Consider the following 18,896-nt stretch of genomic DNA (forward strand, 5'->3'; position numbering starts at 1 on the left):
GATTAAGGCTGCTACCAATGCCAAAGGGCGAGGAATTGAATAAGACTGCATAACTTATTTCCTTGTCGTTGCTGAAAACGTGAGTTGTTGAATATGTTGCGCTACGTTATCCGATAATGACTCCATTATCGGCCTCAATGCGCACTGAAAACCATGACTCGCATCTAACCGAGATAATAATACTTGTGTATGTTTATCAATCACCTGAGCGCTGTCGAGGCTGAGTGTTTGCAGCGCCATTCTCTGGCCAAACGCCGCCAAGATCCGCGCTTGCACGGGGCTAACCGTTTGCTCCACCGCACTATGGGTATTATCGAGTACCCATTTAACTAACCAAAGTAAATATTCGATGCGGGCAGCAAGGTCGACACAGCATTGTTTTTCATCCTCCAAGCCAAAACTGAGCTCTTTGGCATAACAAAGTGCCTCCAATGCCTTGAGCTTTTCTGTGGATAATGTCAGTGCCAAAGGGAGCTGATAAGTGCGAGTTATCAGTACAAAGGTTGCCAAGGTTCTTGCCGACAAAGCTTGATTGCTACGGGCTAACATCGCGAGCGCCAAGTCGTGAAACCCTAAGGTACTCAAGCGATAAAAGCTAATCATCACAATGGATTCATCTATCGGTTCTAACTGTTTTTTGCTTGGCACAGATTGCATTTGGGCAAATAAGGCAACAAAACGCGGGTATAACTCACGGCAATGGCCGATATGATCGGCTGCTTCCCATACCAGAATATTCGCGGCGGGGTGACTCTTGTAGGTTTCAAGCAGATTGATAATCCCAGCGTAATCCTGCTGCAGTCCTAAACGCTTGACCATTGGCACATAACGACACTCAGCCCAACGAATTCTGAATAAGTTCAAGCAGAAATAACCGACAAACAAGCCAAATAATAAGCCTGCGACGCCAAAGCCAACGTCCAGTTTGGCGCGATCGCGGGTTAATTCAAGATTGGCGCTCGCCCGTGTTGGAGCATCAGGCAAGTAGCTCACAGCACTTTGCGCATAGTTGGGCACTAATGCCCCCGGCGTATCATCCTGCGGCGAGACTAATTGATAAGTTGCACGGCAATCCACACCATCGAGATCCCACTGACGAATATCCTCGCCCTCGGCGGTGTGATACTCCACCAAACACACCAATCTTTGGCGAGACATGCCGTTCGAAGCTCGTTCACTCCGATACTCAGTGTCAATCACCCGGCCAATGGCGACAGCACCACGCTCTTCAAGTTGATTGACCAACGACCACTTTTGCACGCCTTCCCACAGAAATAAGGCGGCAAAACTAAAAAGCAGCAGAGGGATACAGATTAAGAGTATTTCTAACCACCCCAAAAAACGAGTGGAGGTACTCGAGGTTAATTGACTAGGATTCACCAACACGCCAGAACGTCCTTATCATTCCATGATATTTAAGGCATTGAATATCTATCTTTATTGTGCCTAAAGCGGGCGCTATTGTAGCAGCTTATGAAGATAAATCAGAAAATGCTCACAGTTTATTGTAAAGACACTATTAGACTCACTGTCTTCACGCTTTAGCGTGCTATTCTAAGCCTCCATTGCGCTGTTTAAAGGAGTAACAGTATGACTCGTCCTATTATTCTGGATTGCGATCCTGGCCATGATGACGCCATTGCGCTCATTTTAGCCCTCGCCCATCCAGAGCTCGTTCCACTCGCCGTCACCACCAGCGCGGGTAACCAAACCCCCGATAAAACACTTAATAACGCCCTGCGGATCTTAACCTTATTAAATCGCAGTGATATTCCGGTCGCGGGCGGAGCGGTTAAACCCTTAAGCCGTGAGTTAATCATTGCAGATAATGTCCACGGCGAAACCGGACTCGACGGCCCAGTATTACCAGAACCCAGCTTTACGCCACAAAGCATCAATGCAGTTGAGTTGATGGCGCAGCAGCTGCGTCAAAGTGATAAGCCCGTGACACTGGTTCCCACAGGGCCACTTACCAATATCGCGCTATTACTTGCAAGCCACGCCGAGTTACACGCCAAGATCGAACGCATTGTATTGATGGGTGGTGCTGCGGGTGTCGGCAATTGGACGCCTGCCGCCGAGTTTAATATTTTTGTCGACCCAGAAGCCGCCGATATCGTGTTTAAATCCGGTATTCCCATTACCATGTGCGGCCTCGATGTAACACATCAAGCACAGATCATGGATGAAGATATCGAACGTATTCGTGCGATTCCCAACCCTGTGGCTAAATGTGTCGCCGAGTTACTGGATTTCTTTATGATTTATCATAGGGATCCCAAATGGGAATTTGTGGGTGCGCCGCTGCACGATCCCTGCACTATTGCTTGGCTACTCAAACCTGAACTGTTTGATGCCCAAGACTGTCGAGTAGAGATTGAAACCCAGAGCGAATTAACGCTGGGGATGACGGTAGTCGACCGCTATCAGCTTACGGCTAAACCTGCGAATGCCACAGTACTGTTTGGACTCGACAGACAAGGCTTTGTTGACTTGTTAGTTGACAGCTTAGCGGCCTACACTCCAACGTATCTCAACCGCAGATGACACTAAGGTGAACCTTCCATGAGCCATATTCTTGTTATCGGCAGTGCCAACGCCGATCATGTCATGAACTTTGAGTATTTGCCCGCTCCCGGACAAACCCTAAAAAGCCGAAGTTATCGGCTAGAACATGGTGGCAAGGGCGCAAATCAGGCCGTCGCTTGCGCTCGCCTGTGTCTACCAGATTCTCGCGTGGATTTTATTTGCCATGTAGGCCAAGACGGTATCGGTAATGAAATGCGCAATAATTGGCTCAAGGACGGAATACAAGCCGATGGCATCACTCAAGTTGCCAATATGAGTACAGGTACAGCGATGATATTTATCGCTGAAAATGGCGAAAACACTATTGGGATTGCCGCTGGGGCTAATGCCCACCTCAGCCCTGCCGAGTTAGAAAAACATTACGCCCTGTTTGCCAATGCGCAATACCTGCTGATCCAACTCGAAACACCCACTGAGACGGTGAGTAATGCGCTGCAAATAGCCAAACGTCTTGGTATCACCACTGTGCTTAATCCTGCGCCAGCAGCCACTCAGGAGCTGGACTACCTCAAATGGGTCGACATTATTACTCCCAATGAAACCGAGGCCGAAGCCTTAACGGGTATAGAGGTCAAGCATGAGGAAGATGCCAAACTCGCCGCCCAATGGCTACATCAACAAGGGATTGCGACGGTAGTGATCACCTTAGGCAGCAAAGGCGCATTTATCAGTAGCGCTGGCTTTACCGGGCTAATTCCGGCACTTGAAGTACGAGCCATAGATACAGTCGCCGCCGGTGATACCTTCAACGGTGCACTGGTTGTCGGCTTAAGTGAAGGTATGTCGATTGCCGCCGCCGTCGGCTTTGCCAATGCGGCATCGGCGATTACGGTTACCCGTGAAGGCGCACAACGCGCCATTCCCTACCGCAACGAAGTGCCGCGTTAATGCCTGATGAGTGCGGCAAATTGTCGCACTCAATCTCTTTCAATCAAAAGTTGTATATACATAATTTACATACCGAATTCATTCCCATTTAATGAATTCAACCTATGCTGAGCAGCGCATACTCGAGTCAAACGGCTCGATCCACCTTGTTCAGAATAAGGAAGTACCAGATGAAAGCGAAAAGCACCACTTTCCGTGACATGACTAGCGCAAGCCTACTCGGTCTAGGATTATTCGTCGCCAGCCAAGCGAGTGCTAACGAATGTGAACTCAAGATTGCTGCAACTGACGCAATGCAATTTGACACTAAAGAGCTATCTGTTCCTGCTACCTGTAAAGAAGTCACACTGACCCTAACGCACACTGGTACCCTGCCCAAAGCCGCTATGGGCCACAACTGGGTATTAACTAAAGCCGCAGATATGTCTGCCGTTGCGACCGATGGAATGAGTGCTGGTGCCGATGCAGCTTATGTTAAAGCCGGTGATACCCGTGTTATTGCTCACACTGCGTTAGTGGGTGGCGGTGAATCTACTTCGATAAAATTTAGTACTGCGGGTATGAGCCCAACTGAAGCTTACCAATTCTTCTGCAGCTTCCCTGGTCACTGGGCGATTATGCAAGGTAGCTTTAAAATTCAAGGCTAATCCCATTGCCTAACAGCTACTTAGGGGAATACCTTAAGATGGCATAACAAAAAGCGGACCTTGGGTCCGCTTTTTGTTGAATGCAGATTGGCTCACAAGCCTGCTTGCCTTCGAGACTTTTGTTCCGAGATTTCTTCTGCGATTTATTCTTCGCCGAACTCGTCTTCATCATCAAAATCATCGGCGCCAGTTGCCGCTTCCGCTGCTAATGCAGCCGCTAATTTAGCCTTAGCTTGTTTCTCTGAGCGACGCTTATTACGCTCAACCAGTGTGCCTAAAAACACTTGCAGCTCGGCTTGACCCCAAGCTTGTGCCTCGGCCTCAGTCGCAAAACCATCATGGCTTTTCGACACAACCGTCTTAGTCGACGTCATACGACGGGTGATTTCCGTCTTCCAACCATTTTCAGCTTGAGTGACGCGAAAATCGTATTTTTTACCCTTGCTCATTCTGCTCTATTTCCTAAATGATGCTTGCCACGTTTGTCTTATCAAGCGATACAAACGCCATCATAAAACAAAAGGAGCGCAGTTTACTTGATTTCGGCACAGAAAGATCGCTTGCGAGAAAATTTTCATGCTTAGCACTTTCAAATAGCCGTAATAATCCCAAAAGTAACGCGACATGCTAGATGATTTTTCGTCCTAATCTTAGTCCTAAGCTCAGTATCAAGCTAGCGTAAAAGCGGCGGGCAAACGGTAACTTTTCTTGTTTTGATCATAAAACTGAACATATTTAGTCATCTAGCCATTTTAGAGTTTGAGGTGAATCCATTCACAAAAACTCAATCTAGGAAAGATGATGAAAACCTCTCCAATAACACGCTACATGCTATTTGCCACAACAGCTCTGCTTGCTGGCTGCAACAGTGATACTAAAGATAACGAGACCACAGCACCCACCACTCAAATGGTTGCGGCCCAAGTGGGTGAGCGGCCGCTGTTTCTGGTGCGCCAGATGCAAGACAGCACACTTAAAACCCGCTTAGAACAATGCACCACTGATCATTTTTATCGCAGTGAGTTTTCCATCGGTCATCGCGGCGATGCAGTTTCCTGAACACACCAAAGAATCCTACCAAGCGGCTATAGATTCCGGCGCGGGTATCGTCGAGTGTGATGTGACCTTTACCGCCGATAAAGCCTTAGTCTGCCGCCACTCTCAGTGCGATCTCGCCAGCACGACCAATATTTTGGCCATTCCAGAACTAGCCAATAAATGCTCAGTGCCTTTTACGCCCGCCGATCCGGCCAATGGCATTGCCGCCACAGCAACCTGCTGTACCAGTGATATCACCCTTGCCGAGTTTAAAACCTTAAAGGGTAAGATGGAGGGCGAGAATCCCAAGGCCACCACTGTCGAGGAGTTTATGAATGGTACGCCTAAGTGGCGCACGGATTTATATGCTGGCAATGGCACCCTAATGACCCACGCCGAAAGCATTGAGATGTTTAAAAAGGCCGGTGTAAAAATGACACCCGAGCTAAAAGCCGCGAGCGTAGCTATGCCCTTCGATGGTTTTACTCAGCAGCAGTACGCCCAGAAGATGCTCGATGAATATACCGCAGCAGGCGTCGATGCCTCACAGGTCTTTCCTCAATCCTTTATTTTGGATGACATTAAATATTGGGTCGCCAACGCGCCGGAATTTGCTAAACAGGCAGTATTTCTCGATGACAGGTACGATTATAACAACGCCTTCGATCCGCAAAATTCAGCGACTTGGTCACCCTCAATGGCGGATTTAAAGACCCAAGGCGTCGAAATTATCGCGCCGCCACTCTGGGTTTTAGTCGCCTTAGATGCGGATAAAAAAATCATTCCCTCGGAATACGCTAAGGCAGCTAAAGCCTCGGGACTTAAGATCATCACATGGTCGCTGGAGCGTTCTGGTTTATTAAAAAATGGTGGCGGCTTTTATTATCAAAGTATTACCGATGCCATTGATAATGAGGGCGATACCTACGAACTACTCGATGTGTTAGCTAAAGATGTGGGCGTGATTGGCGTGTTTTCGGACTGGCCAGCGACTGTGACTTACTATGCCAACTGCATGGATTTATAGACCCAATAAATAGGCGCTATTTCAAAATCGAGAAATAAAAAAGCGTTAGCAAAAACTGCTAACGCTTTTTATTAACACATCATTTTTACTTAAAAAGATGCTGAATATTTTTTAAATCGCCCTTACCTTCGGCAATTTCTTCCGGCGTTAAACCCGTCACTTCATGTGGGAACACTAACCAGTCTTCAGAGGCATGGATATAGTAATCAGGCTTTAAAGGCACAGCGGTATTCTTTGGCTTGTAATAAGGGCAAGCGATACGAATATCCTGCGGCATATTTAAGCGCATCAGTTGGCTTAACTTTTCCTTCAGCGCATGGATACTGCGGCCAGAGTCAAACACATCGTCCACAATCAGTAAGCTATCGCTGGCATTGGCATTTTCAACAATGTAGTGCAGACCATGTACTTTGATTTCTTTGCTTTGCTTGTCGGTACCAATACCGTAATAAGACGAGGTACGCACAGCGATATGGTCGGTTTCAACCTTCTTAAAGTCGAAAAACTCTTGTACCGCGATCCCGATTGGAGCACCGCCACGCCAAATACCCACGATAAACTGCGGACGGAATCCACTCTCATAAACCTGTGAAGCTAATAGAAATGAATCTTCGAGCAGTTGCTGTGCGGTAACGAAATATTTTTCTGACATGACACCGATCCCCATCTTAATTATTGATTTTAGGCGGCAAAGCGTAGCTTTTTACCCAGTAAGGTCTGTTCGGCGTCCAAAACACGAGAACAGCATTCTCTTTATAAGAGTCCTAGCAAGTGTAGGCAGCCGCCGAATTTTGGGAGCGAATTTTATACCAAAAAAAACCACCGTGCTGCAGTAATAGTAATAAGTTGTAGATTAACTGCGGTTTATTTTGCATTTTTAGGACGGAACTAACAAAAACGCGTAAAAAAAGGCCACCCAAAGGTGGCCAACAAGGAACGAGCACAAGCTCAGCGCAAAGGATGGAGCTTAAGTTTGGCGCTTAAGTTAGCTCACTGGGTTGATAATATGTTCACCGACCTTAGTCATGGCGCTGTAGCTACGGCTGGTCGACTCTTCAAACTCCTTCGCCAGAATCGTGCTGACATAATGCCAGTCGCTACGCACCGCTTCCTTAGTGAAGGTTAAGGTCATAAAACCGCGATCTTTGAGGTTGGTGTATTTCAGATCCGGCACCAACTCGACAATTGCCGCCTCGGTTGCGGGGATCTGCTCCACAGGCAGATTTAAATAGTATTCCAATCCAGGGGATGATACTGAGCTTGTGGCAAACTCCACCCCAACACTATTACCGTTGACGTCTTTAAGCTCATTCGCCCACGCGTTATGGGTGTCACCCGCGATCACCACTAGGTTGTGATTTTTCGATTTAGCCGTGCCTAAAATCACTTCCCTTTCATAGGCATAACCATCCCATGCATCCAAATTATAGGGAATAGATGGTAGTTGCAGCAGGGCAATCACCTCTGGCGTTAACAAGGCTTGGTTGGCCTGTAAATACTGTAATTCCGCCACCGTTAGGGTTAGATCATTTGCCGCTGCGCGGGCCGCTAACTTCGCCAGCGCACCAAGCATGGCGTATTGTGGAATGCTCATTTGCTGGGTGGCAATCGCGGCAGGTAGAGACATTTTGCCCATGAGGATCTGCTGACCCAACACCTGCCAAGTACCCGTGGCTTGCAATAAGGTGCCCTGTAACCAGAGCAACTGGGTCAACCCTAACATAGTGCGCGAGGTCGATGTCACATCAGCACGGAAACGCTCGCCATCGAAGACGCCCGTGCTGGCATCCATATAGTCGGCATAGTCGAGCTGCTTATCACGGGCTAACACACGCGTATCGAGCATATGTAAGTCGACTAGATTACCGTAACTAAAGCTACGGTAAATCTCCTCATGGTTGCCCTCGCGCCATGGACGGATTGGCAGCCACTCGAAGTAAGCTTGCAACGCCGCTTCTTTGCGTGCCGCAAAAGTCCCTTCGCCTTCGTTATGATTCTCAGCGCCATCACGCCAAGTATCGTTTGCTACTTCGTGGTCGTCCCATACCGTAATAAAAGGCACTTTAGCATGCAGTTTTTGCAGGCTGGCATCGGTATGGTATTGGGCGTAACGGGTACGATAATCGCTAAGTGCTAGTAGCTCATTGGCGGGTAACACTTCACGGCCAAGCTCTGCCGCATGTTCGCTGGCATAACCACCACGGGCATATTCGTAAATATAATCCCCAAGATGCACCACGGCATCGAGATCATCCTGCGCCGCTGCCAGTTCATATACGTTAAAATAACCCGCAGGAAAGTTAGCGCAGGACATCACGGCTAACTTGACTGAACTCACTTCTCCCTCGGGTAAAGTGCGGGTTTTGCCCACGACAGAGGTTTTATCAGCCGTCATAAAGCGGTAGAAATAGGTTTGTCCCGCACGTAAACCGCGGGCATCAACTTTAACGGTGTAATCACGATTAGCATTAGTGACCATCTCCCCAGTCGTCACTAATTGGGAGAATGCCGCGTCACTAGCCACTTGCCAGCTGACTTTAACATCCCCCGCAGAATCCGGCGTCACGCGGGTCCAAAGGATCACCGCATCCTGCGCGGGGTCACCACTGGCAACCCCATGTAAAAACTGTGCGGGCACAGAGTTATCATCATTACTGTCACTACACCCCATTAGGCCGTAGGAAATCACTGCGGCACCAATACCTTTGGCTGACATGGCTAAAAAATCACGACGAGTCACGGTTCGTTTCATTATTATTATTCCTTTCTAAGATGAGGGTTCACTGGTATGAGGTCTAATGAGGCCCCGATTGTGAGACATCACTGTTACACATTTGTGACATCTTTGTCAGCCTTTTATGATTTCTTTTAATTCATAAGCTTATACTGGATGACGTACTTTATTTGTACAGCACTGGCACAAGCTATGATTAAGCTGCTAACATCGGATCAGTGGCAAATCGCTCAGATTTTGGCTCATGCTGAGTCAAACCAGAGCATTGTTAAAAAAGGAATTTATAGGATGAAAGTCAGCGATATTATGAGCACAGAGGTCATCTGCATCAGCAATGGTGCGAGCCTTAAAGATGCCCACCACTTAATGCAAACCCGCGGCGTGCGCCATTTACCTGTTATTTCTGAAACCGACGGTACCTTAGTCGGTATTCTTACCCACAAAAAGATGATCGCCAGCGTATTGTCTATGTTGAATAAATACGGCCAAGGCGCATTAGATCGCAAGGAACGTTACACCCCCATCGCCACTGTGATGGATAAAGATTGCCAATCTCTCACCCCTGATGAACCTTTAACCGTGGTAGTCGAATACTTTATCGGCAATAAACTCGGCTGTTTACCCGTAGTGGATAACAATAAGAAAGTATTGGGAATAGTCACCTCATCTGACTTTATCAAGCTCTGTCGTACCCTGCTGCAACAGCAAGCTTAACCTCTAATACTCGCCCAATATCTCGCCAGCTCTCTCAGAGCTGGCGAGTGTGCTTATTTCAACACTCCCAAGGACGCCCGTGGCCAAGTTATTAACCCAAGAACAATTTATCCGCGCCTATGAATGCGCCGAATTAGGCTGTATTGCCAACCATGACCGCCTCGCCCAATTGCTCGCCGATCCCGATTATGACGCTTTACATGAATACAGCGCCTACTTTGGCAAAGCGGCGACACAAATCACCTGTATCAGTGACTTACAAAGTATGGAGGAATTGCATTTTGTCGCGGGCAACCTGAATTGGGATGACCATGATCCCGATATGGTCAGGGCTATTATCGAACATCCACTCTGTGATGCGGGTACCGCCTTATTGCTCTACTGGTACGGACAAGGCTTTTATTACTCCACGCCGGAGACACTCTATACCCAATTTGGACAGCTATTTACAGATATCACCGAGCGTTTTGTTAAGCGCGGCTATGCCAGTTATAAAATCCATTTTGACCCGATTAAAGAATGTTTTATGCCCTCATTAGAAGATGTGTTGGCGCAAGGATACCAAATTCCAGGGGCTATTTTTGCCCCTTACAGCACAATGGAAATCGAAACCGATGCAGGGCACCCAAGGTATCTGCAATTTAAAAATGAACTGCTGAAATCGGGCAAATGGGGCAACCAATAAGGGTTGACCTTTTATTATCAGAACGATTTAAGCTGAGGTTGCTGGCGGAATACGCGTAAAACGCTGCCAGCGACCCGAGCGCCAACGGTGCACCATAATCAAGCCTCGCACCCATTCATCGGCCGCAACGGCAAGCCAAGCGGCCAGCACACCATAACCTAACTGCAGCCCAAAGAACCAAGCTAACAGTACGCCAATGCCCCACATGCTAAACAGGCCCACGCGCACCGGAAACGCCACATCCCCCGCGCCTTTTAATGCCGAAATAATCACCAGATTAAAGACTCGGCCGGTTTCCAGCGCGATAGAGCCCAATAGCAGAAGTGCAGTAAGTTCAATCACTTCTGGGTTTTCACTCAACCAACCCACAATGGTAAAACGCTGCCAATAAAAGGTTAACACTATGGCAAGGGAGACGATAAAGCCTACTAAGCAATACTTTTGCACCCGCAGCGTTATCTCATCAAACCATTGTTTACCGACGTAGTAACCGGTTTGAATTTGCGCCGCCTGCCCTAGCGCCACCGCAAAACAGTAAATAAAACGGCTGATATTCAAGCCATAGGTATAGGCGGTCAGCGAGAGCGTGCCCATCTGGCTGATAAAATAGATGATGGTCATCTGCGCCACATTGTAGGACAGCATTTCGCCGGCATTGAGCAAACCTATGCGCATCACGCTCCAATAGGTGGTGCGCGGCAATAACTTAAGTCGTTGCATTGGCAGTGGAATACGCTTACTGCGGATCACCGCCAGCATAATCAAGGCACCAATCATCTGGCTGGTCACAGTCGAAATCGCCACCCCTGTCACTCCATAAACCGGCAAACCAAAGGGAGAATAGAGGGCAATATAGTTACCGAGCACGTTCATCAATCCCGTGCTCAATGTGACCAACATAGCCGAGCGGGTAAAACCGTAACTACGTAAGATGGCAGCAAAGGCGATGTTCATCACCAGCCCGATACTTAAACTGCCGCAGATCAGCAGATAATCGTAACCATAGCCCGCAACCTTAGGCTCTAGCGCAAATAAACCGATAATGCCGTGGGCACTGAAAAACATCGCAGCGCCCATCACCACTGCTAAACCTAAACTTAAGGCCACGCTGGCGACACCAATATCAGTCGCCTGTTGGGTTCGCCCCGCACCATTATTTTGGCTGATCAGAATGCTGGCGCCCGTGCTGACCATCATGGACATCACCATCATAAAAAACATCAATTGGGTAGTGAGTCCGACCGCCGCAACCGCATTATCGGAATAATGGCTCAGCATAAAAATATCGCTGATCCCGAGTAAGGATTGCAGCAAGGTTTCGATAAAAATCGGCCAAGTGAGGGCGACAATGCCCATGCGTTGTTGCAGGGTTTTAGCTGATGTGGCCACGTCCAATCCTTACCGCTGGAAGACAAGTGAAATAGCAATAACACGCCAAGGCTGGCGAGCGGTAATTTTCTTACATTTTTAGATTGTGCTCAATCCTTCATCAAACCTAAAACCTGCCCCTGCAACCGTATTCATTGGGCGAAGCTCAATACATAGGAGTCGCAATACATCGGCAATGACAAATCAATAAGCGTTAATCAATAACTGCCAATCAACTGAAATAGATGGAGTTAATTGCAAATCACCCATGACACTCTACCCTTTTCTAGATTGAGTCGATACACTTTGCCGACCACAAGGGGCGATAAACGCTCACCGAATATATTCAGGGAAACTGCACATGAGCCAACGCTATTTAGAAGACGGAATTAAACAATTGGTGAGCGAGTTTATCGCCGCAGGTTGCCCTTCGGTGCGCAAGCAAAGCCTTGAGGAACGTCGCCAAGGTTATATTGCCAGCACGGTATTGGCTGGCGAGCCGGAGGCTGTGTTTGAAGTTAAAACCTTATCCCTTGAGGGTATAGAATTAACCCTGTTTAAGCCCTCGGCGGATAACAATTTACCCGTGGTTATTTACTATCACGGTGGTTGTTTTGTTAGTGGCGGCATCGCTACTCATAATCAGCAACTGCGTAAAATTGCCAATGATTCCGGCGCATTAGTGGTGGCGGTTAGCTATCGTCTCGCCCCTGAGCATGTGTACCCAGCAGCCCATGACGATGCCTTCAATGCCGCCAATCTCGTGCAGCAACATTGCCAGCAATGGGGCGGCGATAACACCAATATCACTCTGATGGGCGACAGTGCCGGCGGCCATTTAGCCTTAGTCACTTGCCTGCGGTTAAAAGCCAAAGGGCAATGGTTGCCTAAAAAACAAGTGCTTATCTATCCGATGTTGGATGCGACCGCCAAAAGCCAGAGTTATATCGACAATGGCGACAAGTACATTATCACCCGCGACACACTGCTCACGGGCTTTGATATGTACCTCGACTGGCACCCCAGAACCGATGTTGAAGCCAGCCCTCTGCGCAGCCAGGATTTAGCCGGTTTACCCGAAACCCACATTATTACCGCCGAGTTCGATCCCCTGTTAGATGAGGGCGAGCAGCTATTCCGTAACCTACTAGAGGCAGGCGTCGATGCCCATTGCCGCCGCTATTTAGGGGTGATCCACGGCTTCTTCCAACTCGCTGGCGTCAGCCAATCGGCGAGGGATGCCATGGTGCAGATAACCCACATTATTCGCTCTTAACCTCAGTAAGCCGCATGCCTTAATGCGGGGCATGCGGCAATTGAATCCATTCAACGAATAACCTATTGCATGATAACGCAATGATCTCACAACGTTATTTCGACTCTGGTCGACTCAATTTTTGGATCACTGCTTTATGCTGCGGATACATGGTCAACAGGGCTTCTTGGCTAAACAACTCAAAGTCATCGAAGGTAAAGCCAGGTGATACCATGCAGCCCACCAGCGAGAATCCATCTTGATTCATCGACGAGCCAAAAATACAGCCCTTAGGCACTAAAAACTGTGGGCGCTCACCCGCCGCTAAATCGAGCCCTAATTGCGCGGTCGTTAATTCGCCATCGGGAGAAATCATATAAATCGTCAATGATTGACCCGCATGGAAATACCACATCTCATCCGCCGTGAGTCGATGAAAATGCGACACTTCGCCCGTTCGCAGTAAGAAATAAATACTGCTCCACAGCTGACGACTCGGATCAAAGGCCGAATCGGAGCGATAAGACGAACGGTAATATCCGCCTTCTACATGCTGCTCAAGCGCTAAATACTGAATAAAATCATCTGCCGTGTGCATGGCATTTCCTCGTTTTAAATGTTAATGCGCCAAAGTTTACACTCTCACCTAAATGGGATTAACCCTAATTATTTGCAGATCGAGGATTTGACCACAAAAACCACCTAAACTGATAAAGCTAGTCGACTATTCATCATATTGTTAATAATGCTGAACCCAAATTTAAGGTTTGAATACCCACAAAAAAAGCTAAATTCAAAACCAAATGACTGCCAATAATGACATTTGCAGTAGCAAGGATAATGAACACATAAAATGTGTCAGGGAGTAGATTTGATGATCAATGTTGAGCAAATCGCTTTAGTGCTGGACGCCCTACCCGATCCAGCGTTTATCCTTTCCCAAAGTGGCCGTTATATTGCGGTGTTTGGCGGTAAAGATGATCGTTATTACCATGATGGTAGTGGATTAGTCGGCCTATATATCAGTGACGTATTAAACGAAGAAAAAGCCAATTATTACCTCAGCATTATTGAACAAGCTTTAATAAGCCGTAAATTGCTCATCGAAGAATATGAGCTCAGTAACAAAGATATCAAAGGCTTACCCGAACAAGGCCCCACCGAACCTATTTGGTTTGAAGGGCGCATTCAGGCATTAGATTTTCTCGTCGATAATGAACCCGTGGTGCTGTGGGTCGCCAGCAATATCTCCAAACGCCATCAGCTTGAAGTCCAGCTTCGGCAATTAAGCGATACAGACCAACTCACGGGACTATTTAACCGTCGCCGATTAGAGCGCGATTTAAACCTGCTGTTCGATACCTATAGTCGGCACCGCATTCCCGCCTCGATCTTAGTGCTCGATCTGGACAATCTAAAATTGATCAACGATCAACTTGGTCACCATGCGGGTGATAACGTCATCATGGCTGTGGCCGACACTTGCAAGCAGCAATTTCGCAAAACCGACAGTGCCTACCGTTTTGGTGGGGATGAGTTTGTCGTCGCCCTGCCCGGCGTTGAATACGATCAAGCCATAGTGTTTGCAGAATTTCTCTGCGATTGCTGCTTCAAAGCACTACAAAAACACGCCGTAAAAGGGCTCTTCGCCACCGTCAGTATTGGTGTCGCCACCATAGAGGCGAGCGATAAATCCTATGAAGACACCTTAAAACGCGCCGATGCCGCGCTCTATCAGGCCAAGCGGAATGGTAAGAATCGCGTAATAGCCAATACGGCTTAATTTCCGACAATAGGATAGTATAGAGCTTGATATGAGTTCACCTTGCAACATATCACCCCCAGAATTTATGACCTTATAATCATAACACATTGTAATAAAACAAATTCACACAAGCCTAATATACAAAAACATTTAAGATAAATATCAAAAAAACCAGTTATTGTAAGATTAATAAATTGATAGAGTGAATAAACTCATTTACAATTATTAACCCTATTTTACCTTAGACGACATGATTGCTTATACATAATCAAGTCAACAGAAAAATATTTACACTCAAAATTTAAACAAGGCTAATATAATGAGATATTCTCAGGAAGAGATGAAAACAGCATATAATAATGTTATGAAAAAATGCAAACCTATGGGTGCTATTTTTGGCGCATTGGTCGGTACCATTCCGGCGCTAGCAATTTATATATCATTTGTTTTTATGAATGTTAATGGACCTATTTGGATTTTATGCATTTTGCCTCCAGCTGTAATTGGCATGTTTTCACGCTTTGTTGGAAGAACCTTTAGACCAGAGCATCGTATCCCCACAGGGCTAATCGGAGCAATAACTCATATTTTAGGATGTTACATATTAGGAAGTGGAATAATTTTTTATCTATTAGCACCGATTAATTTTGCAATAGCAATGATAGCAGCAAAAACAAAGCTAAGCGAAGTAGAAGAATGGGCAATTTATCAAGCTGATATTGGAAAACTATCCTAAAAACATAATAAATAAAAATAAGAAAATGAGATTACTAAATATAGCATTATTCATTCTACTCCTTTGTAGTTTCCATGCCGACTCTACGGAACATTCTGTTAAAAGCTCAACGATAAGCTCCAGAATACAGATAAAAGATATCAATCAAGTATTACCAGCTCAAAGCGTAGGTATTCTGGTCATTACAAGGAATCGATTTAGCAAAGATACTCAATCACTATGTACGGGTATTCTAATTGCTGATGACTATCTTATGACAGCGGCGCACTGCATTATCGACCATATGACTGGTGAAGGTGTGCTCAATGCAGAATTTATTCCACAATACCTTGGCGATGGAAAGCAAATTCGTTCAAGAGTGTTTATTGAAAAAGGCTGGGTTCACAAAAAATACTTAACCACTGATTATAAAGATATTTTACAGTTCAAAAATGGTTTAGTCTCACTCAATCGCAAACCAAATACGAGTGATTTAGCTATACTAAAAGTCACAAACAGCCAAACAGGATATGGCTTAGGGAAGCAGTACGGATATGTTTCCCCTATTGCAGCAGAAGATGTGTTAACCACTAAAAAACCTAATGTTAGTTTACTAAGTTATCCAGCAGATAAAAGTGGTAATACATTATGGTATCAACAATGTCACTTAACAGAACACAAGTCATTAATAGGGAAGTTTGACTGTGAAATCTACTCAGGTTCTAGTGGTGCAGGATTACTAATAAAGGCACCGAATTCTGATAAAGATAGAGTGTTAGGGATAGTTTCATCTTCATCGGATAATGGACTATCAGGTGCTGCGGTTCTTTTTTCTACTGAAATGATACAGGATATTCAGAATATTATTAAGAATCGCACTGAATCGATTAAACATTTTAGCGCCGTAAAATTTAAAACAACACCTCGAACTTATGTGCATATTGAAAATCTTTGCAAAAAAGAAATTATTGCCATGGTATATTCAGAAGAAAATAATCAGGGAATGGTTTCTGAGAGTAAAATACCAGTTAATACATCCGTAATTTTTAATAGTATACAATCTAGAATATGGTACAGTCATATCAGAGATCTAGAAGGAAAACCTTACAATTTTGGCAATGATATATTGCTAGATGTTAATAACAAATCATATTACTTTAAAAAAAATACTATTCCATATAAAAATATTGGCAATGGAAGTGTTTTTTATGGTGATTATTTTCTAAAAGTATACTGTATTTAATACAAGCTGCGTTTATTAAACACAGTACTGTACGATGGCCTATAACATCAAACTAGGAACTACGATTTAGGGGCTTGCATCAACACTGTTTAGGTTAGTTTGATGCAAGCCTCTGTTGAGCCTTACTTAACCGCGTTAGCCTTGCGGGCGGCGTGCAGTTTCTTATAGCTTTCGATAAGTCTTAGGTGCGGTTCAATCCCTTCGAGTTGCATACTGGTCTTAGTTAAACCGCTGAAACGGATTTTACCAGTAACGCTGCCAACCACTTGTTCCATCACTTCCGCGCCAAACATGCGAGTAAAGTTATGGCTAAAGTCTTCGAGTTCAAGGTCTTCATCCAGCGTCACTTCCAGTACCGCGCTCATGGCTTGGAAGAACAGATTGCGCTTCACAGTATTGTCGTTAAATTGCAGGAACTCACCGACTAATTCCAACGCCTCTTCATGTGCGCCGAGTGCTAGATAAATCAGGATCTTAAGTTCGATAATGGTTAACTTGCCCCAGACGGTATTTTCATCGAAGACGATACCAATCAGGGTACGAATATCGGTGTAGTTATCCAGCTGACTTTCTTCTAAGCGATTCACAAGGTTAACCAATTGCTTAGTGCTTAAAGAATGCAGATTCAGAATATCTTCACGGTAATCCAGCGCCTTGTTGGTGTTGTCCCAAATCAGGTCTTCTACTGGATAAACCTCAGAGTAATCAGGGACTAAAATACGGCAAGCCGATGCGCCTAACTGGGTAAATTCGGCAACATACACCTCTTTACCAAGATCTTCGAAAATGCCGAATAAGCGGTCCGCTTCCTCTTCGTTGGTGCCAGAGAAATCCCATTCGCAGAACTCATAGTCATGCTTGCTGCTAAAGAAGCGCCAGGAGATCACGCCCGTTGAGTCGATAAAGTGCTCGACAAAGTTTTCAGGCTCGCTCACCGCCATGCTATTAAAGGTCGGTTTTGGCACATCGTTTAGGCCTTCGAAGCTGCGACCTTGGAGTAATTCGGTCAGGCTACGCTCCAATGCCACTTCAAAGCTTGGGTGGGCGCCGAAGGAGGCGAATACCCCGCCGGTTTTCGGGTTCATCAGCGTCACGCACATGACTGGGAATTGGCCGCCTAATGAGGCGTCTTTCACCACCACAGGGAAGCCTTGTTCTTCTAAACCCTTAATGCCCGCAAGAATGCTTGGGTATTTTTCTAACACCGACATAGGCACGTCTGGCAGGACGATTTCCTGCTCGATAATTTGGCGTTTCACCGCGCGCTCGAATATCTCAGAGAGACACTGCACTTCGGCTTCTTTCAGGTTATTACCCGCGCTCATGCCGTTGCTTAAGAACAGGTTTTCAATCAGGTTTGATGGAAAGTACACCGTCTCACCATCGGATTTACGGGTATAAGGAATCGCACAAATACCACGTTCACGATTGCCCGAGTTGGTGTCGATAAGATGCGAGCCGCAAAGCTCCTCATCGGGATTGTAAATCTCGAGGCAATAGTCATCTAACAGGCCTGCTGGCAGCGAATCGTCCTCTTCTAAAGCAAACCATTTTTCGTTGGGGTAATGCACAAACTCGCTACTCGCGATCTCAACCCCAAAGAATTGATCGTTATAGAAGAAGTTATTGTTTAACCGCTCGATAAATTCGCCGAGGGCCGAGCACAGCGCGCTCTCTTTGGTTGCGCCTTTACCATTGGTAAAACACATGGGCGATGCAGCATCGCGGATATGCAGTGACCACACATTGGGCACGATGTTGCGCCATGAGGAGATCTCAATCTTCATCCCCAAATCGGCGAGCATCGCCGTCATATTGGCAATGGTCTGCTCCAGCGGTAAGTCTTTGCCCAAAATATAGGTACTGCTCTCACCGGCGGGATGACCCATCAACATAGCATTGGCGTCGGCATCGAGGTTTTCAACGGTTTCGATTCTAAATTCGGGGCCAGTCTGCACTACTTTTTTCACTGTGCAGCGGTCGATGGAGCGCAGAATACCTTCGCGGTCTTTATCCGAAATATAGTCGGGCAATTCGACATTGATCTGGAAAATCTGGTTATAGCGATCTTCTGGATCGACAATATTGTTTTGCGATAGGCGGATATTGTCCGTCGGAATATCGCGGGATTTACAATATACCTTCACAAAGTAGGCGGCGCACAATGCCGAAGAAGCTAAGAAGTAGTCGAAGGGGCTCGGCGCCGAGCCGTCACCCTTATAACGGAT

The 18,896-nt window shown here is 46.4% G+C and carries 16 protein-coding genes and 1 pseudogene; 10 read left to right on the forward strand and 7 right to left on the reverse strand.

Annotation, left to right across the window (positions count from 1 at the left end; translation table 11 throughout):
• Positions 1-54: 54 nt before the first annotated feature.
• A complete protein-coding gene (locus L976_RS21175) occupies positions 55-1,386 on the reverse strand; it encodes a DUF3592 domain-containing protein (protein ID WP_047539812.1) in 1,332 nt (443 codons plus the stop codon).
• A gap of 204 nt (positions 1,387-1,590) precedes the next feature.
• Between L976_RS21175 and rihA the strand changes: the two genes are divergently transcribed.
• The 3 genes from rihA to azu all read left to right on the forward strand — a co-directional run bounded on the left by rihA (position 1,591) and on the right by azu (position 4,124).
• Positions 1,591-2,547: a pyrimidine-specific ribonucleoside hydrolase RihA gene (rihA, locus tag L976_RS21180; protein WP_047539814.1), complete on the forward strand. Its 957-nt coding sequence runs from the start codon at positions 1,591-1,593 to the stop codon at positions 2,545-2,547.
• Positions 2,548-2,565: 18 nt separating this feature from the next.
• Entirely contained in the window at positions 2,566-3,477 is a 912-nt protein-coding gene (gene rbsK / locus L976_RS21185; protein ID WP_047539816.1) for a ribokinase, read from the forward strand.
• Positions 3,478-3,647: 170 nt separating this feature from the next.
• Positions 3,648-4,124, forward strand: a complete 477-nt coding sequence (gene azu / locus L976_RS21190) for an azurin (RefSeq protein WP_047539818.1) — start codon at positions 3,648-3,650, stop codon at positions 4,122-4,124.
• Between the two features lie 143 nt (positions 4,125-4,267).
• Here the strand turns inward: azu and L976_RS21195 are convergent, their stop codons facing one another.
• Positions 4,268-4,573: a DUF3622 domain-containing protein gene (locus L976_RS21195; RefSeq protein WP_047539820.1), complete on the reverse strand. Its 306-nt coding sequence runs from the start codon at positions 4,571-4,573 to the stop codon at positions 4,268-4,270.
• Between the two features lie 352 nt (positions 4,574-4,925).
• Here L976_RS21195 and L976_RS21200 point away from each other — a divergent pair.
• Positions 4,926-6,189, forward strand: a pseudogene (locus tag L976_RS21200) (glycerophosphodiester phosphodiesterase family protein).
• 85 nt (positions 6,190-6,274) lie between these two features.
• Here L976_RS21200 and L976_RS21205 read toward each other — a convergent pair.
• Together L976_RS21205 and L976_RS21210 are read right to left on the reverse strand one after the other, a co-directional pair.
• On the reverse strand, positions 6,275-6,841 hold the full coding sequence (locus tag L976_RS21205; RefSeq protein ID WP_011624046.1) for a phosphoribosyltransferase: 567 nt from the start codon (positions 6,839-6,841) through the stop codon (positions 6,275-6,277).
• Positions 6,842-7,174: 333 nt separating this feature from the next.
• Positions 7,175-8,941, reverse strand: a complete 1,767-nt coding sequence (locus L976_RS21210; protein WP_047539822.1) for an alkaline phosphatase D family protein — start codon at positions 8,939-8,941, stop codon at positions 7,175-7,177.
• 270 nt (positions 8,942-9,211) lie between these two features.
• On the opposite strand from L976_RS21210, the gene L976_RS21215 reads away from it, so the two are divergent.
• Both L976_RS21215 and L976_RS21220 read left to right on the forward strand, forming a co-directional pair.
• Positions 9,212-9,637, forward strand: coding sequence for a CBS domain-containing protein (locus tag L976_RS21215; RefSeq protein WP_047540865.1), 426 nt, complete (start codon positions 9,212-9,214; stop codon positions 9,635-9,637).
• Between the two features lie 79 nt (positions 9,638-9,716).
• Complete coding sequence (locus L976_RS21220) at positions 9,717-10,322, forward strand: DUF4274 domain-containing protein (RefSeq protein ID WP_047539824.1); 606 nt, start codon at positions 9,717-9,719, stop codon at positions 10,320-10,322.
• A gap of 27 nt (positions 10,323-10,349) precedes the next feature.
• On the opposite strand, the gene L976_RS21225 is transcribed toward L976_RS21220, so the two are convergent.
• Entirely contained in the window at positions 10,350-11,711 is a 1,362-nt protein-coding gene (locus L976_RS21225; protein WP_047539826.1) for an MATE family efflux transporter, read from the reverse strand.
• Positions 11,712-12,051: 340 nt separating this feature from the next.
• On the opposite strand from L976_RS21225, the gene L976_RS21230 reads away from it, so the two are divergent.
• Positions 12,052-12,966, forward strand: coding sequence for an alpha/beta hydrolase (locus L976_RS21230; RefSeq protein ID WP_047539828.1), 915 nt, complete (start codon positions 12,052-12,054; stop codon positions 12,964-12,966).
• A 94-nt stretch (positions 12,967-13,060) separates the two neighbouring features.
• Here the strand turns inward: L976_RS21230 and L976_RS21235 are convergent, their stop codons facing one another.
• Positions 13,061-13,543, reverse strand: a complete 483-nt coding sequence (locus tag L976_RS21235; RefSeq protein WP_047539830.1) for a cupin domain-containing protein — start codon at positions 13,541-13,543, stop codon at positions 13,061-13,063.
• Between the two features lie 276 nt (positions 13,544-13,819).
• Between L976_RS21235 and L976_RS21240 the strand changes: the two genes are divergently transcribed.
• From L976_RS21240 to L976_RS21250, 3 genes are all read left to right on the forward strand, one after another.
• Positions 13,820-14,728, forward strand: a complete 909-nt coding sequence (locus L976_RS21240) for a sensor domain-containing diguanylate cyclase (RefSeq protein WP_047539832.1) — start codon at positions 13,820-13,822, stop codon at positions 14,726-14,728.
• Positions 14,729-15,029: 301 nt separating this feature from the next.
• Positions 15,030-15,446 (forward strand): hypothetical protein, encoded by a 417-nt coding sequence (locus tag L976_RS21245; RefSeq protein WP_047539835.1) that lies wholly within the window; start codon positions 15,030-15,032, stop codon positions 15,444-15,446.
• A complete protein-coding gene (locus L976_RS21250; protein WP_047539836.1) occupies positions 15,430-16,668 on the forward strand; it encodes a trypsin-like serine peptidase in 1,239 nt (412 codons plus the stop codon). Before L976_RS21245 ends, L976_RS21250 begins: the two co-directional genes overlap by 17 nt.
• 122 nt (positions 16,669-16,790) lie before the next feature.
• On the opposite strand, the gene L976_RS21255 is transcribed toward L976_RS21250, so the two are convergent.
• Positions 16,791-18,896: OsmC domain/YcaO domain-containing protein (locus L976_RS21255; RefSeq protein WP_047540866.1), on the reverse strand; the 2,106-nt coding region annotated here is incomplete at its 5' end.

It is taken from the genome of Shewanella sp. ZOR0012, from assembly GCF_000798835.1.
GTDB lineage: Bacteria > Pseudomonadota > Gammaproteobacteria > Enterobacterales > Shewanellaceae > Shewanella > Shewanella xiamenensis.

Excerpts from the sequence above, each read along its gene's own strand:
- L976_RS21195 (WP_047539820.1), bottom strand. The coding sequence starts at position 4,573 with ATGAGCAAGGGTAAAAAATACGATTTTCGCGTCACTCAAGCTGAAAAT.
- L976_RS21245 (WP_047539835.1), top strand. The coding sequence starts at position 15,030 with ATGAGATATTCTCAGGAAGAGATGAAAACAGCATATAATAATGTTATG.
- rihA (WP_047539814.1), top strand. The coding sequence starts at position 1,591 with ATGACTCGTCCTATTATTCTGGATTGCGATCCTGGCCATGATGACGCC.
- L976_RS21205 (WP_011624046.1), bottom strand. The coding sequence starts at position 6,841 with ATGTCAGAAAAATATTTCGTTACCGCACAGCAACTGCTCGAAGATTCA.
- L976_RS21210 (WP_047539822.1), bottom strand. The coding sequence starts at position 8,941 with ATGAAACGAACCGTGACTCGTCGTGATTTTTTAGCCATGTCAGCCAAA.
- L976_RS21215 (WP_047540865.1), top strand. The coding sequence starts at position 9,212 with ATGAAAGTCAGCGATATTATGAGCACAGAGGTCATCTGCATCAGCAAT.
- L976_RS21230 (WP_047539828.1), top strand. The coding sequence starts at position 12,052 with ATGAGCCAACGCTATTTAGAAGACGGAATTAAACAATTGGTGAGCGAG.
- L976_RS21235 (WP_047539830.1), bottom strand. The coding sequence starts at position 13,543 with ATGCACACGGCAGATGATTTTATTCAGTATTTAGCGCTTGAGCAGCAT.
- azu (WP_047539818.1), top strand. The coding sequence starts at position 3,648 with ATGAAAGCGAAAAGCACCACTTTCCGTGACATGACTAGCGCAAGCCTA.
- L976_RS21240 (WP_047539832.1), top strand. The coding sequence starts at position 13,820 with ATGATCAATGTTGAGCAAATCGCTTTAGTGCTGGACGCCCTACCCGAT.
- rbsK (WP_047539816.1), top strand. The coding sequence starts at position 2,566 with ATGAGCCATATTCTTGTTATCGGCAGTGCCAACGCCGATCATGTCATG.